Origin of the sequence: Klebsiella sp. P1CD1, from assembly GCF_003790505.1 — a bacterium.
Taxonomy (GTDB): domain Bacteria; phylum Pseudomonadota; class Gammaproteobacteria; order Enterobacterales; family Enterobacteriaceae; genus Klebsiella; species Klebsiella variicola.
In genome coordinates this window covers 2919768-2937183 of sequence record NZ_CP033631.1, presented here as the reverse complement: position 1 = coordinate 2937183, position 17416 = coordinate 2919768, and the positions used below count along the sequence as shown (strand labels likewise).

15 protein-coding genes and 3 pseudogenes are annotated in these 17416 nt (G+C 55.8%); 9 read left to right on the top strand and 9 right to left on the bottom strand.

Features of this window, described 5'->3' with window-relative positions:
* Positions 1–77: 77 nt before the first annotated feature.
* Positions 78–1274, bottom strand: coding sequence for a sensor histidine kinase (locus tag DTA24_RS14665; protein WP_072045535.1), 1197 nt, complete (start codon positions 1272–1274; stop codon positions 78–80).
* Positions 1271–1966, bottom strand: coding sequence for a response regulator (locus DTA24_RS14660; RefSeq protein WP_022064721.1), 696 nt, complete (start codon positions 1964–1966; stop codon positions 1271–1273). The genes DTA24_RS14665 and DTA24_RS14660 overlap by 4 nt, the downstream gene beginning before the upstream one ends.
* 124 nt (positions 1967–2090) lie before the next feature.
* Between DTA24_RS14660 and DTA24_RS14655 the strand changes: the two genes are divergently transcribed.
* The 5 genes and pseudogenes from DTA24_RS14655 to DTA24_RS14635 all read left to right on the top strand — a co-directional run.
* A complete protein-coding gene (locus tag DTA24_RS14655) occupies positions 2091–2876 on the top strand; it encodes a MipA/OmpV family protein (RefSeq protein WP_012968225.1) in 786 nt (261 codons plus the stop codon).
* Between the two features lie 499 nt (positions 2877–3375).
* Positions 3376–3639: pseudogene (locus DTA24_RS29100) on the top strand (ISNCY family transposase); the annotation flags it as partial.
* A gap of 405 nt (positions 3640–4044) precedes the next feature.
* Complete coding sequence (locus DTA24_RS14645) at positions 4045–4500, top strand: MarR family winged helix-turn-helix transcriptional regulator (protein ID WP_012541719.1); 456 nt, start codon at positions 4045–4047, stop codon at positions 4498–4500.
* Between the two features lie 15 nt (positions 4501–4515).
* Positions 4516–4707: pseudogene (locus tag DTA24_RS14640) on the top strand (EmrA/EmrK family multidrug efflux transporter periplasmic adaptor subunit); the annotation flags it as partial.
* 1 nt (position 4708) lies between these two features.
* Positions 4709–4915 (top strand): annotated as a pseudogene (locus DTA24_RS14635) (MFS transporter); the annotation flags it as partial.
* 185 nt (positions 4916–5100) lie between these two features.
* Here the strand turns inward: DTA24_RS14635 and DTA24_RS14630 are convergent.
* From DTA24_RS14630 to DTA24_RS14605, 6 genes are all read right to left on the bottom strand, one after another.
* Positions 5101–6774, bottom strand: coding sequence for a dipeptide ABC transporter ATP-binding protein (locus tag DTA24_RS14630; RefSeq protein WP_012968222.1), 1674 nt, complete (start codon positions 6772–6774; stop codon positions 5101–5103).
* Positions 6771–7634 carry an ABC transporter permease gene (locus DTA24_RS14625; protein ID WP_012968221.1) on the bottom strand — a complete coding sequence of 288 codons (864 nt, stop codon included), beginning with the start codon at positions 7632–7634 and terminating at the stop codon, positions 6771–6773. The genes DTA24_RS14630 and DTA24_RS14625 overlap by 4 nt, the downstream gene beginning before the upstream one ends.
* Positions 7627–8589: an ABC transporter permease gene (locus DTA24_RS14620; RefSeq protein WP_008804871.1), complete on the bottom strand. Its 963-nt coding sequence runs from the start codon at positions 8587–8589 to the stop codon at positions 7627–7629. Before DTA24_RS14620 ends, DTA24_RS14625 begins: the two co-directional genes overlap by 8 nt.
* Positions 8567–10177, bottom strand: a complete 1611-nt coding sequence (locus tag DTA24_RS14615; protein WP_032740652.1) for an ABC transporter substrate-binding protein — start codon at positions 10175–10177, stop codon at positions 8567–8569. Before DTA24_RS14615 ends, DTA24_RS14620 begins: the two co-directional genes overlap by 23 nt.
* Positions 10178–10555: 378 nt before the next feature.
* The gene (locus tag DTA24_RS14610) at positions 10556–11200 is read right to left on the bottom strand and encodes a TenA family protein (RefSeq protein ID WP_043875266.1); all 645 of its coding nucleotides are present in this window, start codon (positions 11198–11200) and stop codon (positions 10556–10558) included.
* The gene (locus tag DTA24_RS14605) at positions 11200–12045 is read right to left on the bottom strand and encodes a BtpA/SgcQ family protein (protein ID WP_004176161.1); all 846 of its coding nucleotides are present in this window, start codon (positions 12043–12045) and stop codon (positions 11200–11202) included. Before DTA24_RS14605 ends, DTA24_RS14610 begins: the two co-directional genes overlap by 1 nt.
* A 26-nt stretch (positions 12046–12071) precedes the next feature.
* On the opposite strand from DTA24_RS14605, the gene DTA24_RS14600 reads away from it, so the two are divergent.
* On the top strand, positions 12072–12944 hold the full coding sequence (locus tag DTA24_RS14600) for a PfkB family carbohydrate kinase (protein ID WP_032456053.1): 873 nt from the start codon (positions 12072–12074) through the stop codon (positions 12942–12944).
* Position 12945: 1 nt separating this feature from the next.
* Here the strand turns inward: DTA24_RS14600 and DTA24_RS14595 are convergent, their stop codons facing one another.
* Positions 12946–13899 (bottom strand): substrate-binding domain-containing protein, encoded by a 954-nt coding sequence (locus DTA24_RS14595; RefSeq protein ID WP_004176159.1) that lies wholly within the window; start codon positions 13897–13899, stop codon positions 12946–12948.
* Positions 13900–14244: 345 nt separating this feature from the next.
* Here DTA24_RS14595 and DTA24_RS14590 point away from each other — a divergent pair, with 345 nt between their 5' ends.
* The 3 genes from DTA24_RS14590 (at position 14245) to DTA24_RS14580 (ending at position 17414) form a co-directional block, all read left to right on the top strand.
* The gene (locus DTA24_RS14590) at positions 14245–15267 is read left to right on the top strand and encodes a LacI family DNA-binding transcriptional regulator (RefSeq protein WP_004190069.1); all 1023 of its coding nucleotides are present in this window, start codon (positions 14245–14247) and stop codon (positions 15265–15267) included.
* A gap of 380 nt (positions 15268–15647) precedes the next feature.
* Entirely contained in the window at positions 15648–16394 is a 747-nt protein-coding gene (locus tag DTA24_RS14585; RefSeq protein ID WP_164481368.1) for an ATP-binding cassette domain-containing protein, read from the top strand.
* A gap of 18 nt (positions 16395–16412) precedes the next feature.
* Complete coding sequence (locus DTA24_RS14580; protein ID WP_008804867.1) at positions 16413–17414, top strand: ABC transporter permease; 1002 nt, start codon at positions 16413–16415, stop codon at positions 17412–17414.
* The last annotated feature ends 2 nt before the right edge of the window (positions 17415–17416 follow it).

Sequence of the window (17416 nt, the reverse complement as noted above, 5' to 3'; positions counted from 1 at the left end):
ACGCCGCTCCATAAAGGTGATGGCGTTATTAAATGCGCGCTTAGTCGAGAAAGATTCGACGTTTCGTCAAGGTATTATCAAGAGCGGCTATTTTCCATCTCAGACGACGTCCAGGGTAACAAAAGGGTGACTGCGAGTCCGCCGGTTTCAGGTAACGACGCGCTGATACTGCCACCATGGGCCTGACAAATCGCGCGAGCAATCGACAAACCGAGACCGCTGCCGCCGGAGTGGCGGGCACGCGACTGCTCCTCCCGGCTAAAACGGTTGAACATTTCCGGCAGGAACTGGGAGGATACCCCCGGACCGTCATCGCGAAATTCGAGGCAATATTGCCCGCTGGCGTAGTGCAGCGTGACATCAAGATAACCGCCATCACGCCCGTAACGGAGGGCATTTTCCATAAGAATGGTGAAAACCTGGCCCATACGGAACGTATCGCCTTTGAAGGGACACGCCTGAGAATGATGAAGCCTGATTGTAAAACGATGTGCATCAGCCTGGGGCATGATCCATGTCGCCCGTTCTTTAAGCAGCTCATCCAGACGAAAGGGTTCGTTTTCCAGCACCAAATTCCCGGCATCAGACAGCGAGAGCAGATGAAGTTCATCGGTCAGGCGATTCAGGTGCTGAAGCTGTTTCATTACCATTGCCAGTTGTTCCGGGCTGGCATCAAACACACCATCCAGCATGCCCTGCAAACGTCCGATAGCGGCAGTCAGGGGGGAGCGAAGCTCATGCGCCATGGCCACATGAGAGGTACGTAACTCTTTTTCATAGCGGGCCAGTTTCCCCGTCATGGCATTAAAGTCACTGGCAAAGCTGACCATTTCAGCCGGCGCATTCCTGATGAGCTCAGCCTGGCGGCCAAATTGCCCTTCGGCGACGTCCTTTGCCGCATCACGCAGTCGGCTGAACTGCAGCGCCAGTGGCCTGGCGTATCTCAATCCCATCACCACAATAAAAGGGATCATGACCAGGACCAGTAACGCCACGGTGACCCAGTCCGCCGAGGCGATGGATGGGGTTGAATAACTCAACCCCCACCAGGTATCGACGATTTGATGGAAGCGCGCCGGGTTCGCCTGCGGGTTCTGGCTGAGCGCAAGAAACTCTTGTCGGACCGATGCCGGCATTCTGCCTATGTTCCAGTAATTCTGCACCGCATAACGTAGCCACATACAGGTCGCAATGACAATTACGCTTCCGATGGCCAGCGCTAATATACGTGCGCAAATCCAGCGCCACAGGGAGGAGTAGCGGGTTTTTGTCATGGTTGTCTGAACCTGTAGCCTACGCCGCGAACGTTAACCAGCACGCCGGAAATACCCGCCGCCTCGAGTTTTTTACGCAGGTTATAAATATGGGTATCCACCACGCGCTCCAGGGCTTCACTTTCCGGCAAACAGTTCTCCAGTAAATGCTGGCGGGAAAAAGGACGTGAAGGAGAGCGCATAAGCGTGGTCAGTAGTGAAAATTCGGTTGGGGTCAGATCCAACGTGCGCGGTGTGGTGTCCCCGTCGACAATGCTCGCCACGATGGCCGTAACATTCACTTCAAGCGATTGCCAGCGAAGGATCTCTTCCTTTGTTTCTGTTTGATTGCTGCGGCGCAGTACCGCCTGCACCCGAGCCACAACTTCTCCCGGATGGTAAGGCTTAACAACATAATCATCAGCGCCATAGCGCAAGGCGCCAATACGATCGGGAGTATCTCCCATGGCGGTCACCATGATCACCGGAACATCATTTTTACGGCGCAGGCCAGCCAGGACTTCGGTGCCGTTAAGCCCCGGAAGCATCACATCCAGCAGGATCAGATCGGGTTTCCACCGGTGCGCCATATCCAGCCCGGAAAGACCGTCTCCGGTAATGACGACATCGTAATTTTCACGGCGTAAATAGGCTTCGAGCACGCCAGCCGCATCGGCGTCATCTTCAATAATCAGCACTCTTCTGGACAACATCCGTTCACCTTGACCGTTTCTTAACACTATCCCGACGATTCATTGATTTTGCCAAATCATACTGCGCCAACATTTTGTGGCAGCTCCTGCCTCAGGAGAAGCCGGCGTCTGTGAGGAGAACAGTATGATAGCGATAAAAAAAGCCCTGTATATGACCGTACCGCTTTTGACGGCCATGACATCCTGCGTACAAGCAAATGATGACACTTCCTCCGGCACCTTCACCATTGGGCTGGGAGGCCACTACACTCCGCGATATTCAGGTTCAGACAAGCAGGTATGGCAGGTGGTTCCTGTACTTCAGGGGCGTAACGGCGCATTTTTTATTGATACGCAGAAAGGGGTGGGATATGACCTGCAGAACGCCAGCGGCTGGTACTTCGAACATACGCTGGGATACGATCTGGGTAGGGCGGATAAAAACGCCAGCTGGCGGGCAGGGGCAAATAATCTGAAAGGGATGGGAGACATTGACGCCTCCCTGAACACGGCCCTTGCCGTCGGCTGGCAGGCGCTTTCGTGGCTCAGTGTTGAAGGTAAAGCGACGCTGCCTTTAACGGACAGCCAGGGGGTAAGCTACCAGGCATCCTTGACGTTGCTCCCTGTACAAACTGACCATGACACGGTCGCCTTTCAGACGGCGGCCCTGTTTGGCGACAACCGTTACCTGAATACCTGGTATGGGGTGGATCCGCAGCAGAGCCAGCGCTCAGGTTATAGCCGCTATTCAGCACCGGGGGGATTTTATGGCATAGACAACAGTCTGACCTGGAGTCACCAGTTTGATGCCCACTGGGGCACGCTCCTGAGCGCTGACTATACCTGGCTTGGGGAGCATGCAAATGAGAGCCCGATCGTGTTACGACGTAACGAGGCGGCACTGACAGCAGCTGTCATCTGGACATTTTAGGGCGGAGAAAGCGCGGCGTGCGGTTTGTCGGGTTAGCATTGAGTGAGTCGGCATTGTTTGGCAGATACGGAACCAGAAACGAGACATGATGTTAACGGCGCCGGAAGACCTGGTGCGGTCCTCGTGTCACCGGCGTGCGTTCGGCTAAAGAACCCAACGACGGTCGAGAGCGCCACATGCGTGCTGGAGGAGTTTATGCCAAAACGCCATAGCTGGTCCGCCGGGAGGTTTTCGTATACGTCGTTCACGGTCGGCATCAGAGTCCCCTGAGTGAGAGCGGCACGTGATGGAAGGGGCCATATCCAAACGTGTCAGCAGCCGCTGAATGACAAGATGGTGTTTATGGATTTCATGGGGAAGAGTTGGCGCTATGGGGGGATTACGCGCCCTGATATCATATTTAACATAATATACATTATGCGCACTCATATTATGGTGGCTAAGTTGTAAGGTTTTCTCCTGGATAAGTTACTCGTAGATTCAGCATCGATAGATTCTGATGACTGCTCATGCGGCGGAGTTTTTTGCTTTGGATAAAGTTAACCGACTCAAAGTTATTAGGACGTTATCGTTCGGCGTCTGACTACACTTGATGGCCACACAGCGCCTGAGCATATCTGACAGCCTGTGCCGATGCCTTCTGTCGCGTTGCCGTGAATCTGGCCCGCTGGGTATGGCTAGCCGTCGTCGTTGAAAACCCAGCAATAACCAACGACCTGATGGTCTTGCCCGGTACGTACTCAATATTATCCGCTTGAGATATCTGACAGACACTGCCGACGGTTGTTGGAGCGCTATCGTGAACATGGGCCGCTTTCACTTGTTAACCGTCGTCGTAGCCAGCCTGGCAACCGGCAACTGAGAACGTGTACTGCGTACTATCCGCGAACATTACGCTGATTTTGGTCCGACAGTACGCCAGCTGATGACACCGACTGGTTTAGGGAACCCTGGCAAATTACGGCCGCGCGTACATCAATCTCGCCTGCGTCGGGCCTGTACCACAGAGCGCATCCAAATTGATGTCTGCGGGCATCACGGGTTCGAGTGATCGTAATACGCTTATCGCCCTCCTCCATTTGTCAATATGTGTGCTTTCTGTTGACCTAATTTGACAATTGGTGACCAGGCAGTAATTATCATGTTAATTACTGACCAGGCAGCTATCATGAATACCCCAATCGACTCTTCCCATAAAAACCTGCATCTGGGTTTGCTGTTCCATCTGGCAAACCAGTTTAAGGACCTGCTTATCGGCCATTACTTTGCCGACAGCGGCATTACCGCACCGCAATTTAAGGTATTGATTAATATATTTAAAGGTAACACCAGCCCGGCAGAAATCTGCAAGAGCCTGCAGATGGATACCGGGGCAATGAGCCGTATGGTTGCACGTATGGTGAAGAACGACCTGATCGAGCGCCGCCCGAATCCGCACGACAAGCGCCAGGTGATCCTGGCCCTTACGGCAAAAGGTCAGACGCTGTGCAATACGTTTCAGAATGAAGCACTGAATACCATCCTCGCGGACTTAACGGCGCGTCTGACGCCCGAAGAATCCCGGCAGCTCGCAGATATTCTTATCAAAATGCTGCCCGATGAATTCACGGCCCCCCATCGCTAATTAAGGTCACCGGTTATGTCTATGGAAAATAACGCGCCTCCCTCTGACAAGCGCCCAGGCAAGCGTACAAGAAACTTCGCCATTTTATTACTGATCCTGATCCTCGCGGCAGGAGGCTGTCTGGCCTGGTATCTGCTTTACGCCCGCTATTACGAGAGCACCGACGATGCTTACGTCAACGGAAATCAGGTCACCCTGACACCGCAAAGATTACGTAAATAAGATGGGTGGCCCGACGCAGCAGCATCTTGCGATGATTGACCAGGTGGTTACCCAGCAGGCCTACATGATGTCGACAATCGACTATTTCTGGGTGCTCGGCTGGGGTTTTATGGCGCTGATTATCATCATCTGGTTCACCCGCCCGCCGTTCGTGAAATCGGGTATGCCAGGCGCCCCCGCAGCAGGTCACTAAACTGAAATTCACATAGGCAAACTTAGCTGAACGAGCACTGCGTACGGATGGCACTATCGAGCGCCGGGCCAGTGCCTCTTCCCTGCCCTTTATCACGCAAGACCGCCTGGAATGGGCTCTGGAGATGATAAGAGCGTTGAATAACATTGACCCCATTTCTGATAACGGTGTTTAACGTTTACTGCTCAGTTATATCGCAACGGCGTCTGCCCAACAGCTGATAACAATTGTCGAGTCCACGGGTGGCGTGGCGCCCGAAAAATTTGATCCACACTGCCGCTTTCGACGACCTCGCCGTCTTTCATCACTGCAATACGATGACTCATATGCTGCACCACGCCCAGATCATGAGAGATAAACAGCATTGACAGATGCAAACGGCGTTGCAGCGCTACCAGCAAATCCAACACTTGCGCCTGGGTGGTGACATCCAGCGCCGACACCGGCTCGTCGCAAATCAGAATATCCGGCTCGCAGGCCAGGGCCTGGGCGATGGCGATACGTTGCCGCTGCCCACCGGAAAGCGTGGCCGGACGTCGCGTCAGCAGATCAGGACTTAAACCAACCAGCGCCAGCAACGCCTGCGCACGTGACAACCGGTCCGCGGCTGTGAGCGTCGTATGCAGGCGCAGAGGCTGTTGCAGCAATTGCGCCACGTTATATTGCGGATTAAATGAACCCAGCGGATCCTGCACAATCGTCTGGATACGCGACCGCAACGGCTGCCGCTGACGTTCTGTCAGCCTGCTCCATGGTTGCCCAGCGAGAAGGATCTCGCCCTGTTGCGGTGCCTGCAGCGCCAGCGCCAGTTTGCCTAGCGTGGTCTTCCCGCTACCGGATTCGCCCACAATGCCCAGCGTTTCGCCCTGCGCGACCTCTAACGTCACCTGATTGACGGCCTGCAAGCGACGGCCATCCGGCAGAACATACGCCAGTGATACGTTATCGGCAGCCAGCACGGGTGTGGTGCTGTCAGTACTGATGTTCTCCCGCACTACCGTTTGACCCAGCGGATCGTTTCCTGTTAACCACGTCCCACGCGTACCGGCAGAGGGAATGGCCGCCAGCAGACGGCGGGTATAAGGGTGTTGCGGCGCATGCAGCACCTGTCGCACCTTGCCGCTCTCCACTGCTTTGCCCTGCCGCATCACCACCACACGGTCGGCAATATCCGCCACCACCGATAAATCATGGGTGATCAGCAGCACGCCATGCCCGGCATCCGCCAGGGCCCTGAATACATTCAAAACTTGTTTTTGTACGGTGGCGTCCAGCGCGGTAGTAGGTTCATCGGCAATGAGTAATCGCGGCCCCGCTGCCAGCGCCGACGCGATGAGCGCTCGTTGGCGCAAGCCACCGGAGAGTTCATGTGCGTACTGCGCCATCCGGTTATGCGGATCGGGGATGCCGGTTTGCGTTAACAGCTCCGCCACGCGTTCGCGAACTGCCGCCCCCCGTTCCAGGCGGTGCGTCAACAACGGCTCCGCGACTTCCTGACCAATCCGGCGCAGCGGGTCAAGCGAGGTCAGTGCATCCTGCAAAACAAAACCAATTTCGCGCCCGCGTAGTTGCTGCCAACGGCGGGCATCGCACGCCAGTAAATTCTGCGACAGGCCATCGTGCCCATGCAATATCAGGGACTCGGCGCGAACAGCCGCCCCTGCCCCCGCCAGCCCGACTAGCGTCCGGGCCGTGACGGATTTACCCGAACCGGACTCGCCTACCAAAGCCAGGACTTCACCGGCATGCACGTCAAACGATAAGGCGTTAACCGCCTCAATCAGCCCCTGCGGCGAGGGGAAGCTGACGCTCAGTTGCGCCACCTGTAACAGCGGTTGCTGGAAGGTCTCTGAAGTCATGCGATCCCGCCTTTGGCAATAAGGGTTTGAACACGTCGGCCCAGCAGCGTAATGGCAATCACCGACAGCGCGACAACGCTGGCGGGCAGCAGGCTGACCCATGGGGCGCTATCGAGAAAATTACGTCCCTCAGAGAGCAATGCGCCCCACTCCGCCGTCGGCGGAGTCACCCCAAGTCCAAGGAAACTGAGGGCCGAGGCGGATAATATGGAATACCCTATCCCCACCGTTGCCAGTACCAGCAGCGGGCGCAGCGTATTGGGCACAATATGGCGCAAAATAATCACCATTGGCGGCTCTCCCAACGCCACCGCATGCTGCACATACCCCGATAACCTGACCTGCAACACTTGCGCGCGCACCAGCCTGGCATAGCCAGCAATGCCGGCCAGTCCGACCGCCAGCAGGGTATTCTCTGGCCCACGCCCCAACACCGTGATAGCCAGCAGCGCCAACAGCAAATCGGGGAACGCCAGCATAATGTCCAGTAGCCGTACGAGTAACTGCCGTACCGCCCTGGGCGCAAGACCTGCCAGTGTCCCCAGCACAATACCGCCCGCGCTGGCAATCAGGGTCGCGCCGACCCCAATGCTCAGCGACAGCGAGGTGCCATACACCACGCGGGTAAACACATCACGCCCCAACTGGTCAGTACCGAACCAGTGTCTGAGGTCCGGCGGCTGCAAAATCGCGCTGAAATCCATCTGTTCGGGGGTGTACGGCGTGAATAGCGATGGAAAAAACACCGCCACCACGAGCAGTAGCACCAGTAACAACGGAATGCTGGTACCCGGCGCCAGCCACGGGTTACGATAGCGCCCCCCGTCGCGGCGGGCCACCCGCAGTAAAAGATCACTCATCAGCATGCCCTCGCAGACGTAGACGGGGATCGATCAGTAAATAAAGGGTATCAATCAGCAGGTTAATCACCACAAACAACAGCGCGGAGAACATCACCACCCCCAGCACCAGGGGCATGTCTCGGTTCTCAATCGCACCGAGAGTGATTTGCCCCAGCCCCGCCCGACCAAATACTGTTTCGGTCAGAATTGAGCCGCCTAATACGCTGGCCAGCAGCGTCCCCGTCAGCGTCGACACCGCCAGCGAGGCATGGCGCAACGCATGCCGTAAGCGCAGCGCAGTTTCACTCACCCCTCGCGTACGCACGGTCATGGCGAACGGCTGCGAAAGCGCCTCCTCCAGCCCATCACGCAGCACCTGGCTGAGTGTCGCAGCCAGCGGCAGGCTGAGCGTCACCACCGGCAGCACAAGGGCGATCCAGCCATCGTTACCGGTCACCGGAAACCATTGCAGTTTGAAACTGAAAATGCTCAACAACACGATGCCGATCCAGTACACCGGTGTGCTAAGCAGCATCAGCTCCAACCCGGCAAGCAGAGACCGCAGACGCGGATGACGTCCGGCTGTCAGTAATGCGTTAAATACCGCCAGTACCAGTGCCAGCGCCAGGGCGCTGACGGCCAGCGGCACCGTCTCTTTCAACGCTGCGCTAATCACCTGCACAACAGGCTGGCGATACTGATAACTCACGCCAAGGTTGCCCGTCAGCGCCTCGCCACAGTAGCGCAAATATTGCCACCACAGTGGCTTATCCAGGCCGAACTGGCGGGTCAGTGTCTCGCGAAAACTATCATCCACAACGCTGTTGGCGCTGCCTATCAGAATTGCCACAGGATCGCCGGGGATCAGTTTTACCGCAACAAAGGTCAGCGTTGCCGCACCCCACAGCACGGCGAAAATGGTCAGCAAGCGCTTGCCTGCTGCCAGCAGCTTAGCGTTGGATCCAGACATCATAGAAATTCGGCTTCGCGTTCGTGGCCCAGCTAATGCCCTGCACCTGTTTGGCTTTCCCTAACTGATATGCCGGGATGTAAATTGGCACCGCCCAGGCCTGATCGATAATCTGGTGCTGGATGGCATAGTAGATGCGTTTACGCTCGGCTTCGCTGGCACCGACAGCGGTTTCCAGTTGGCTATCCAGCGCTTTAACGCGGCTGAAGTTGTTCCCCTTCGGCGGAATATAATTGGAATGGAAAACGGTACGCAGGATGTCCGGCTCCGGGCGAACAAAATAGTTCGAGATAATGTCGTACTGGTTAGCCGCCGTGCGACTGCTGAGAATGCCTGAATCCACCGGATCGAGTTTCAGTTCAAAACCGGCTTGTTTTACCTGGTATTGAATTGCCTGGAACAGCGTCACGTCAGCGGCTTCGACATCGTTTGAAGAGTAGGTAAATTGCACAGTAAGGCGTTTACCCTCCTTGACCCGGTAGCCTTCTCCATCGGTTTGCTGCCAGCCGGCTTCATCCAGAAGACGGCGGGCTTTTTGCAGATCAAACCCCCACTGGCTGGCAATGGCCGGATCGTAATCCAGCGTAGCGGGTCCAAGAATATTGTCGGCAGGTTTCAGGATGCCAAAGAACGCGGCTTTAACGGCAGTAGTGCGATCGATGGCGCTCTGGAAGGCCTGCCGCACTTTCAGGTCGCTGAAGATCCCTGTGTCGCTATTCAAATAAAGGACGCGTGGAACGCCAGGGTTTTCCCTGGTGATCACATCCAGCTTTGGATTATTTTTTACCTGCGCATAATTCACCGGCGGAATGGCATCGATCACCTGTACCTGCCCGCTATTCAGCGCGCCAAGCCGCACCGCTGATTCCGGCAGGTACTTAAATTCGATCTTATCCAGCCATGCCGGGCCTTTGTGGGTGGCATAGCCCGGGCCCCAGTTGTAATCGGCGCGCTTGCTGAGTTTACTCCCGCTGCCTTTGACAAACGATTCGAGGATAAAGGGACCAGAACCGACCACGGTATTGCTGGTATTCGCCGTTTTCTGCAGATAAGCCGGTGACTGAATACCGAGATACGGCAAGCTCAGCCCCTGCAGCAGCGGTGCGAAAGGCGTTTTATAGCGGATCACCACGGTGTACTCATCTGGCGTAGTGATCGCGTCAATCGGCCCCAACAACGATTTGGAGTAACTGGAGGTGGTTTTCGGATCGAGTATGCGTTCAAAGTTATATTTTACCGCCGCAGCATCCAGTTTCGTGCCATCACTAAAAGTCACATCCTTGCGAAGATGGAAGGTGTATTCGCGGTTATTGTTTTTAATTTCCCAGCGTTCCGCCAGCCATGGTGTAAAGCTGTTATCTTCTGCCTGGCCGACCAAAGAATCCACCACGTTACGCGTAACCAGAGCGGTGACAGAATAAGCGGTAATAGAGGGGTCAATAATCGGGGTATCGCTGCCCAGAGCGACCGTCAGCACACCACCCGCGACAGGTTTATCCTGTGCGTGAGTGGTGAAGCTGGCAGTAAGCGTTAGCGCGGAAAGCAGACTGATGCGCAATAAACTGTTCTGTGAATAAATGCTTCGTTTCATCCCTTTTCCTTGGCCTGGTTTTTGTTAAATATCTGGCAATTAAAGTCCATTGTAGGGGGAGAGCCGCCGTCGAGTAACGATGGATAATTTATATCTATTTCTGAAAATAGCTTTTACTTCAGGGGGAGGAAAAGAAAAAAAGAGCCCCCCGAGCTACAGGCTCCAAATAAAATAATATAAACTCTCTACCGCCATTATTTCTCTCAAAAGAGTCAGAAGGCAGCTAAATTAACCCTCCGACTTTATTAAGATAAAAATGTGAAATAAGAATCGGCATTAACGGTAATGCTAAGTTTCGCCAACAAGACGCAGAACGTCGAGATATAACCCGTATTCAGGAGACGCCGCGTCCGGCGCCCCCTGTGATTCACCTCGCGGCTACTCCTCGTACGCCGCGTGATGGAAATCAATTTCCCACTGCAGCACCTCGCCGTAAAGCGCCGATAACGCCTGCTTTTCGTCTTCACTCAGCGCCATGGCGCAGCGGTCGAGTTCGTTTTTTAGCCAGAGAGCCTGCTGATAAAATTCGTCCTCCGCGTGCATTTCCATCCAGCGTCGTAAATCAGCATCGCTCTGATAATGTTCGCTCGCCCGTCGGCACCAGAAATAGTACATCCATTCCGCACCGAACATCAGGGTCACAATCTGCTCATAGCTGCCCTCGCGGGCGGTCCGCAGCATACCGTCGCGAAAGCGCCGTACCCCGGGCAAATCATCCGGGTACTCAGCGGGATCGATCTGCCGCGCTGACAACACCTGTTCAAACCACGCGATCTGTATATCAACCAGGGCATTCAGCACGCCAATCAGCCAGCGCTGTTGTTGAATACCCGGCGCTTTGCTGACCCCGAGGGCAACAATCGCGATTGCCGTCGCGACAAAGTTGCCCTCAAACACCAGATAGCGGTTGAAGACGACTGTCGGCAGACGATCCTGTTCGATATCAGTCACAAACGGGTGCTGCTGCATCGCCTGCCACGCCGGTTGATGTTCGCGCAGCAGGCGTTCGCTAAACGCTTCCATTAAGCTTCCTCCAGCGCGGCCTGCGCGACCGACATAAAATGCTTCACCCGGGCCAGCTCAACATCGTTCCACCAGACGCCATCGACCTTCATTGTACTGGCCACAATGACCCCCTGAGTCCGCCCGAGGATCTGCTTCACGTTAGCCGGTGTCACCCCGGAGCCCACCAGGAGCGGTAGTTCCGTCGCCGCGCGGATCTCGTCAATTTCCGCCATCGTGGCGCTATCGCCCGTACGCTGGCCGGTGGCGATCACCGCGTCAGCCTCGAAGAAATCGACATCGCGCGTCAGTTCCTGAATCGAACGATCGGCGACAATGGCATGGCTACCGTGCTTAACGTGGCTATCGGCAAAAACGCGAATATGTTCAGCGCGCAGCATACTGCGGTAGCGCAGCGCCTTAGCGGCCGCCCCTTCTATAAATCCTTCGTTGGCGATATAGGCGTTGGCCCACTGGTTTACGCGGACGAAATCGGCGCCTCCCGCCAGGGCGATCGCCATTGCCGGGATCGCCGCGTTAGCCAGAACGTTAATGCCCAGCGGCACAGCAAAACGTTCACGAACTTTCTCGGTAATGACCGCCATCAGCGCTGAGGTTTCATGGCCGATATCCTCAGGTTTAGAGAAAGGAATATCGCCATGGTTTTCAATAATCAGACCATGAACACCGCCTGAAATATAATTTTCAGCATCGCGAAGTGCACGTTCAACAATATCAGAGACTGATTTTCCTCGATATTTTGGCGAGCCAGGAAATGGGTCGCAATGAATAACACCAATAACAGCCTTGCTTCGTGAAAAAATAGCTTGTATTGCGTTCGTTTTTTCTGCTGAGATAGCAACCATCTTATCCATCCTGTTAAGGGAACACTATGCGTGTTTACGTTACTGGTAATATTACCGTAGATGAAACCTGGTCCATTCCGGATATACCGAAAAAAGGAGCCTCCATTCACGGCGTTAAAGTGTCGCAGGATATCGGCGGTAAAGGCGCGAACCAGGCGATTATATTATCCCGCTGCGGAATAGAGACGCGTTTAATTGCCGCCACGGGAAATGACAGCAACGGCGCGTGGATCCGCCAGCAGATAAAAAATGAACCACTGACGCTACTACCCGACGGCCATTTCAATCAACATAGCGATACCTCGATTATTTTAAATAGCGCTGATGGCGACAACGCCATCATTACCACTACGGCGGCGGCCGATACATTCAGCCTGGATGAAATTATTCCGCATATGGCGGATGCCGTCGCTGGCGATATTCTGCTACAGCAGGGCAATTTCTCCCTCGATAAAACGCGGGCGCTGTTCCAGTACGCCAGAAGCCGCGGCATGACGACGGTATTCAACCCCTCACCTGTCAATCCTGACTTTTGCCATCTGTGGCCGCTCATCGACATCGCGGTGGTCAATGAATCCGAGGCCGAGCTGCTCCAGCCATACGGGGTGAAAACCTTAGTGATTACCCAGGGTGCCGCAGGCGCCTGGCTGGTCCAGGAGGGCCAGCGTCAGTTTTGTCCCGCCGTGCCCGCCGAGGCGCTTGATACTACCGGCGCGGGCGACACGTTCCTCGCCGTCATGTTGGCTTCCGCCCTGCTGCGCGGCGTCGCGCCGGATGCGCTGGCGCTGGCGCACGCCAGTCGCGCTGCCGCCATTACCGTTAGCCGCCGGGGAACGCTCAGCGCGTTTCCCGGCAGCCATGAGCTCGCCGCCCTGTTAACCACGGGCGGCGCGCGCTGACCTACTTAAACAGTGGACGGTATGAATCGACGTTCGCTTTGGTTACCACCGTCGCCGGAACCAGAATGGTTTTCGGCACGGTTTTACCCGACGTGATGCTGTTCAGCGCATTCAGGGCTTCTGCGCCCATCTTTTCCGGGTCCTGCTGCAGTACGGCGGTGACGTAGCCGCCGTCAATACCGGAAATCGCCTTCGCCGTCAGATCCCAGCCAAAGACTTTAATATCCTTCTGCCGCCCCTGGTTTTCCACGGCGGCGATAGCGCCGAGCAGCGCGGGTTCGCCGGTGGCATAAATCGCTGTCAGATCCGGATTACCGGTGATCAGGTTTTCCGCCGCGGTCATCGCTTTATCCTGCACATTCTGCCCGTCGACCACGTTAGCGATAGTAATCTTCGGATTGCTTTTCAGCGTCTCTTCGAACCCTTTCTGCCGCTGGTTCTGAATGGCCGAATTCAGCGCGCCGACAATACCCAGTCGCGCCTGGCCGCCCATCTCTTTCTGCACGTAGTCCACGAAGTATTGACCAATAATTCTGCCGCCTTCAATATTATCAACGCCGACCTGAGCTGCCTGTGGCCCGGCCGGTAATACGGCATCAATCGCAATCACCGGAATGTTTGCGGCGGCGGCTTCTTTAACCGCTGGCATGATCCCGTTAACGTCGATAGCAGCAACCAGAATGCCTTTAACGCCTTGCTGAATATAGTTTTCTATCGCGTCGTTTTGCGCCACGGGATTATCGTTAGAGTTAAAAATAACTAAATCCTTGCCACTGGCTTTGGCCGCATCCTGTGCGCCTTTATTCATCAGATTAAAGAACAGCGCCTGTTGGTTGATTTGTACCAGCGCATAAGTCGGACCGGCAGCGCTGGCGGCAGAAATAAAACTCATTGATGCCAGCATGGTCGTGGCGACAGCAAGGAAACGCAGTTTTCCGGTGTGAAATAACATCATCAGTATCCTCGTCGGGAATAGTTGATAGCCAGCAGAGTTCCGCGCCGCATGCGAACGCAGAAGGATTATTTTTTTGGCGGGCAAATATCGTCTATATCGCCAGAACAATCATTGAACGTTCGGCGGATACCTGCTTAATGTCATCCCGGCAACCGGTCCGTGTCGGTGCGCGACTGGAATAACTTAAACGGGGTTGGGAATGACTTCCCGGATGATGCGGTAAACTGCCTATACAATTCTCTGCTGATTAAAATTTGTCAAGCATTTATTTTTGGTGATTGTTCGCAGAGAAATTGCTGTATCCACCGCGCTTAACTATGTTACAGATAGCCGATTCTGGCAGAAATGGCGCAGGAAATGAGTATAAAACGCGTATTGTTATCCGATGTGGCAAAGCTGGCGGGGCTGTCGAAGGCGACCCTGTCGCGCTATATGAACAACAGTATTGTGCTGCCGCAGGACACCATCGACCGCATCGAAACCGCCATTCGCGAACTGGACTATCGCGGCAATAGCCTGGCACGTCGTCTTAGCAAAGGCGGCAGCGAAACGCTTGGCCTGGTGCTTCCCGATATTACCAACCCCTTCTTTGCCGAACTGGCCGACGCTGCCGAAGAGGCTGCTTCTGCCAGCGGCTACAGCCTGGTGCTGTGTATCACCCGCAACAACCCGGAAAAAGAGTGCCAGTTCATTCGCTGGCTGGATACCTGCCAGGTCGACGGTCTGCTGTTCACCACCAACCGCCCCGATAATGGCCTGCTGCGCAAGGAAGTCCAGCGTCACGAACGCATTGTCCTGCTGGATGAAGATATTCCCGGCAGTAAGGTACCGAAAGTGTTTGCCGATAACGTCCAGGGCGGGCGGATCGCCACCGAAAAACTGATCGCCGCCGGGCATCGCCATATCGCTTTCGTCGGTGGCCCGGACAAGCTGATGAGCGTCCGTGAGCGCTATCAGGGCTTTTGCACCGCGATGGAGCAAGCGGGCCTGAGCTGGCCGCCCGAATGGGTGATGTATGGCGACTACCAGCGCGAGTTTGGCCAGCAGGCGCTGCGGTACCTGTTCAGCCAACCGGTTCGCCCCACCGCCGTCTTCGCGGCCAGCGACTATCTGGTGCTCGGCCTGCTCGATGGCTTGCGCGCCAGCGGGCTCCAGGCGCCGGAGGCGCTTTCGTTAGTCGGCTTCGATGACGCCAACTACGCCGATTTTACCCAGCCGCGGATCTCCACTATCCGTCAGCCCGCCCGCGAACTGGGCCGTACCGCGGTGAACATCATGATGCGCCTGCTAAACGACGATCCGGACATCCCTGCGGAAACCCGCCTGCCGGTTGAATGGATTGGCCGCGACTCGATCAAGATCTGTTAAGCCCGTCCCAAAATGGCGCAAAAGTGCCCGCTTTTGGCGCAAAAAACGATCAATTAACAATTTATTCACTATAATCAGTAAACCGGTTTACCGGATTGTATTCAATTAAGTGTATTGAATACATATGGTTAAGTTACAGGGCTGCTGTGTGGTTCCTGCCCTGGCACGGATGCTGCAATGTGCTTACTGGCGAACAAATATCTTACATAGCGTTTGTCCTGACTGCCCTGGCGAGTGCTCTATTCCGCAGGTAAACCGGTTTACTAGATTGTAAACCGTGTCGGATAGAGTCCCTCCCGCAGGATGGCGAACATTTTCCCGGCCACAGCGATGGGAGTTATCAGATGCAGCAGCCACAAACTACCCCGCCAAGGGTAGAGATGATCAATATCACCAAGACCTACGGGTCGATACGCTCATTGCGCGGAGTCAACCTTGAGCTGGCCCCGGGCGAAGTGCTGGGCTTAGTGGGCGATAACGGTGCGGGGAAATCCACCCTGACCAAAGTGCTCTCTGGCGCGGTGATCCCCTCCAGCGGCACGATTCGTATCGACGGTGAACAGCAACAGTTTACGAATCCGGCCGATTCGCGCCGTTGCCATATCGAGATGGTCTACCAGGATCTGTCGCTCTGCGACACGGTCGACGTCGCGGGCAATCTGTTTATGGGCCGTGAGCCGATGAAATCGGTCCTCGGCATCCCCTTTCTCGACGAGGCCAAAATGCACGCCGATGCCAGAGAGATGCTTAAAGGGCTCGGGATCTCCATTCCGGATACTCACCTGCTGGTGCGAAATCTCTCCGGCGGCCAGCGCCAGGCTATAGCCATCGCCCGCGCCGCGGCCTTTGACCCGAAAGTGCTGATTATGGATGAACCCACCGCCGCGCTGGCCGTCGCGGAAGTTGAAGCGGTTCTGGAGCTCATTCGCCGCGTTTCCGCTCGCGGGGCGAGCGTGATTCTGATTACCCACCGCCTGCAGGACCTGTTCCTGGTCTGCGACCGGATCATGGTGATGTATGAGGGTACTAACGTCGCCGACAGACGGGTGTCCGACACCAGCCTGAGCGATATCGTTAACCTGATTGTGGGCGAAAAATTCACCGCCCGCTCTGCGGCAGCACATTGAGGTAACAGGATGAGTATCATGAACTTAAGCAGCTCCCGCATGATCCAGCATTCGCTGCCGCGCCGCCTGCTGCATAACCACTCAGGCGTGGTCAGCATCGCGCTCTTTTTCGTCTTCTGCTGCGTGGTGTTTTCGCTGATCACCAGCAACTTTCTCACCGGCACCAACTGGCTCAACATTATCCGTCAGAGCGCCCCGCTGCTGATCGTCGCGACGGCAATGACCCTGGTCATTACCACCGGCGGTATCGATCTGTCGGTGGGCTCCACCCTGGCGCTGGTCGGCGCACTCTCCGCTATCGCCCTGAATAGCTGGGGTCTGCCGTGGCCGGTGGTCCTCCTTGGCGGCCTGCTGCTCGGCGGATTCGTTGGCGCCATCAACGGCTTCTTTATTGCCTATGAAGGCATTCCGGCGTTCATCGTCACGCTCGCCACCCTGGCCGTAGTTCGCGGCATCGCGCTGCTGGTCACCCAGGGCTACTCGATTCCGGTACCGGCTGACAGCCTGTTTACCTTTATCGGACGCGCGTGGGTAGTTGGTATCCCCATGCCCGCGCTGATCGGCATGATGATACTGGTGATCGGACATATCGTTCTCAACCATATGCGCTTTGGCCGCTACGTGACCGCTATCGGCGCCAACGCCGAAGGCGCGCGGCGCAGCGGCATTAACACCAAAGCGGTGACCATGAAGGTCTATATCATCAGCGGAATGGCCGCCGCGCTGGCGGGGATGATCATTACCGCACGCCTCGGCAGCGGCTCTTCCAACCAGGGCGAAGGCTTTGAACTGCAGGTCATTGCTGCCGTTGTGCTAGGCAGCACCAGTCTGTTTGGCGGCTTCGGGACTATTATTGGCACGCTGCTGGGCGCGCTGTCGATTGCGGTCATTCAGAACGGGCTGATCCTGTCGCATATTTCGCCGTTTTACACCCAGATAGCCACCGGCACCATTATCCTGCTGGCTATCTGGCTGAACACCCGCATTCTCAACCCGACGCGCTCCGCGGCAAAAGGATAGCT

Excerpts from the sequence above, each read along its gene's own strand:
- DTA24_RS14665 (WP_072045535.1), bottom strand. The coding sequence starts at position 1,274 with ATGACAAAAACCCGCTACTCCTCCCTGTGGCGCTGGATTTGCGCACGT.
- DTA24_RS14660 (WP_022064721.1), bottom strand. The coding sequence starts at position 1,966 with ATGTTGTCCAGAAGAGTGCTGATTATTGAAGATGACGCCGATGCGGCT.
- DTA24_RS14655 (WP_012968225.1), top strand. The coding sequence starts at position 2,091 with ATGATAGCGATAAAAAAAGCCCTGTATATGACCGTACCGCTTTTGACG.
- DTA24_RS14645 (WP_012541719.1), top strand. The coding sequence starts at position 4,045 with ATGAATACCCCAATCGACTCTTCCCATAAAAACCTGCATCTGGGTTTG.
- DTA24_RS14630 (WP_012968222.1), bottom strand. The coding sequence starts at position 6,774 with ATGACTTCAGAGACCTTCCAGCAACCGCTGTTACAGGTGGCGCAACTG.
- DTA24_RS14625 (WP_012968221.1), bottom strand. The coding sequence starts at position 7,634 with ATGAGTGATCTTTTACTGCGGGTGGCCCGCCGCGACGGGGGGCGCTAT.
- DTA24_RS14620 (WP_008804871.1), bottom strand. The coding sequence starts at position 8,589 with ATGATGTCTGGATCCAACGCTAAGCTGCTGGCAGCAGGCAAGCGCTTG.
- DTA24_RS14615 (WP_032740652.1), bottom strand. The coding sequence starts at position 10,177 with ATGAAACGAAGCATTTATTCACAGAACAGTTTATTGCGCATCAGTCTG.
- DTA24_RS14610 (WP_043875266.1), bottom strand. The coding sequence starts at position 11,200 with ATGGAAGCGTTTAGCGAACGCCTGCTGCGCGAACATCAACCGGCGTGG.
- DTA24_RS14605 (WP_004176161.1), bottom strand. The coding sequence starts at position 12,045 with ATGGTTGCTATCTCAGCAGAAAAAACGAACGCAATACAAGCTATTTTT.
- DTA24_RS14600 (WP_032456053.1), top strand. The coding sequence starts at position 12,072 with ATGCGTGTTTACGTTACTGGTAATATTACCGTAGATGAAACCTGGTCC.
- DTA24_RS14595 (WP_004176159.1), bottom strand. The coding sequence starts at position 13,899 with ATGATGTTATTTCACACCGGAAAACTGCGTTTCCTTGCTGTCGCCACG.
- DTA24_RS14590 (WP_004190069.1), top strand. The coding sequence starts at position 14,245 with ATGGCGCAGGAAATGAGTATAAAACGCGTATTGTTATCCGATGTGGCA.
- DTA24_RS14585 (WP_164481368.1), top strand. The coding sequence starts at position 15,648 with ATGATCAATATCACCAAGACCTACGGGTCGATACGCTCATTGCGCGGA.
- DTA24_RS14580 (WP_008804867.1), top strand. The coding sequence starts at position 16,413 with ATGAACTTAAGCAGCTCCCGCATGATCCAGCATTCGCTGCCGCGCCGC.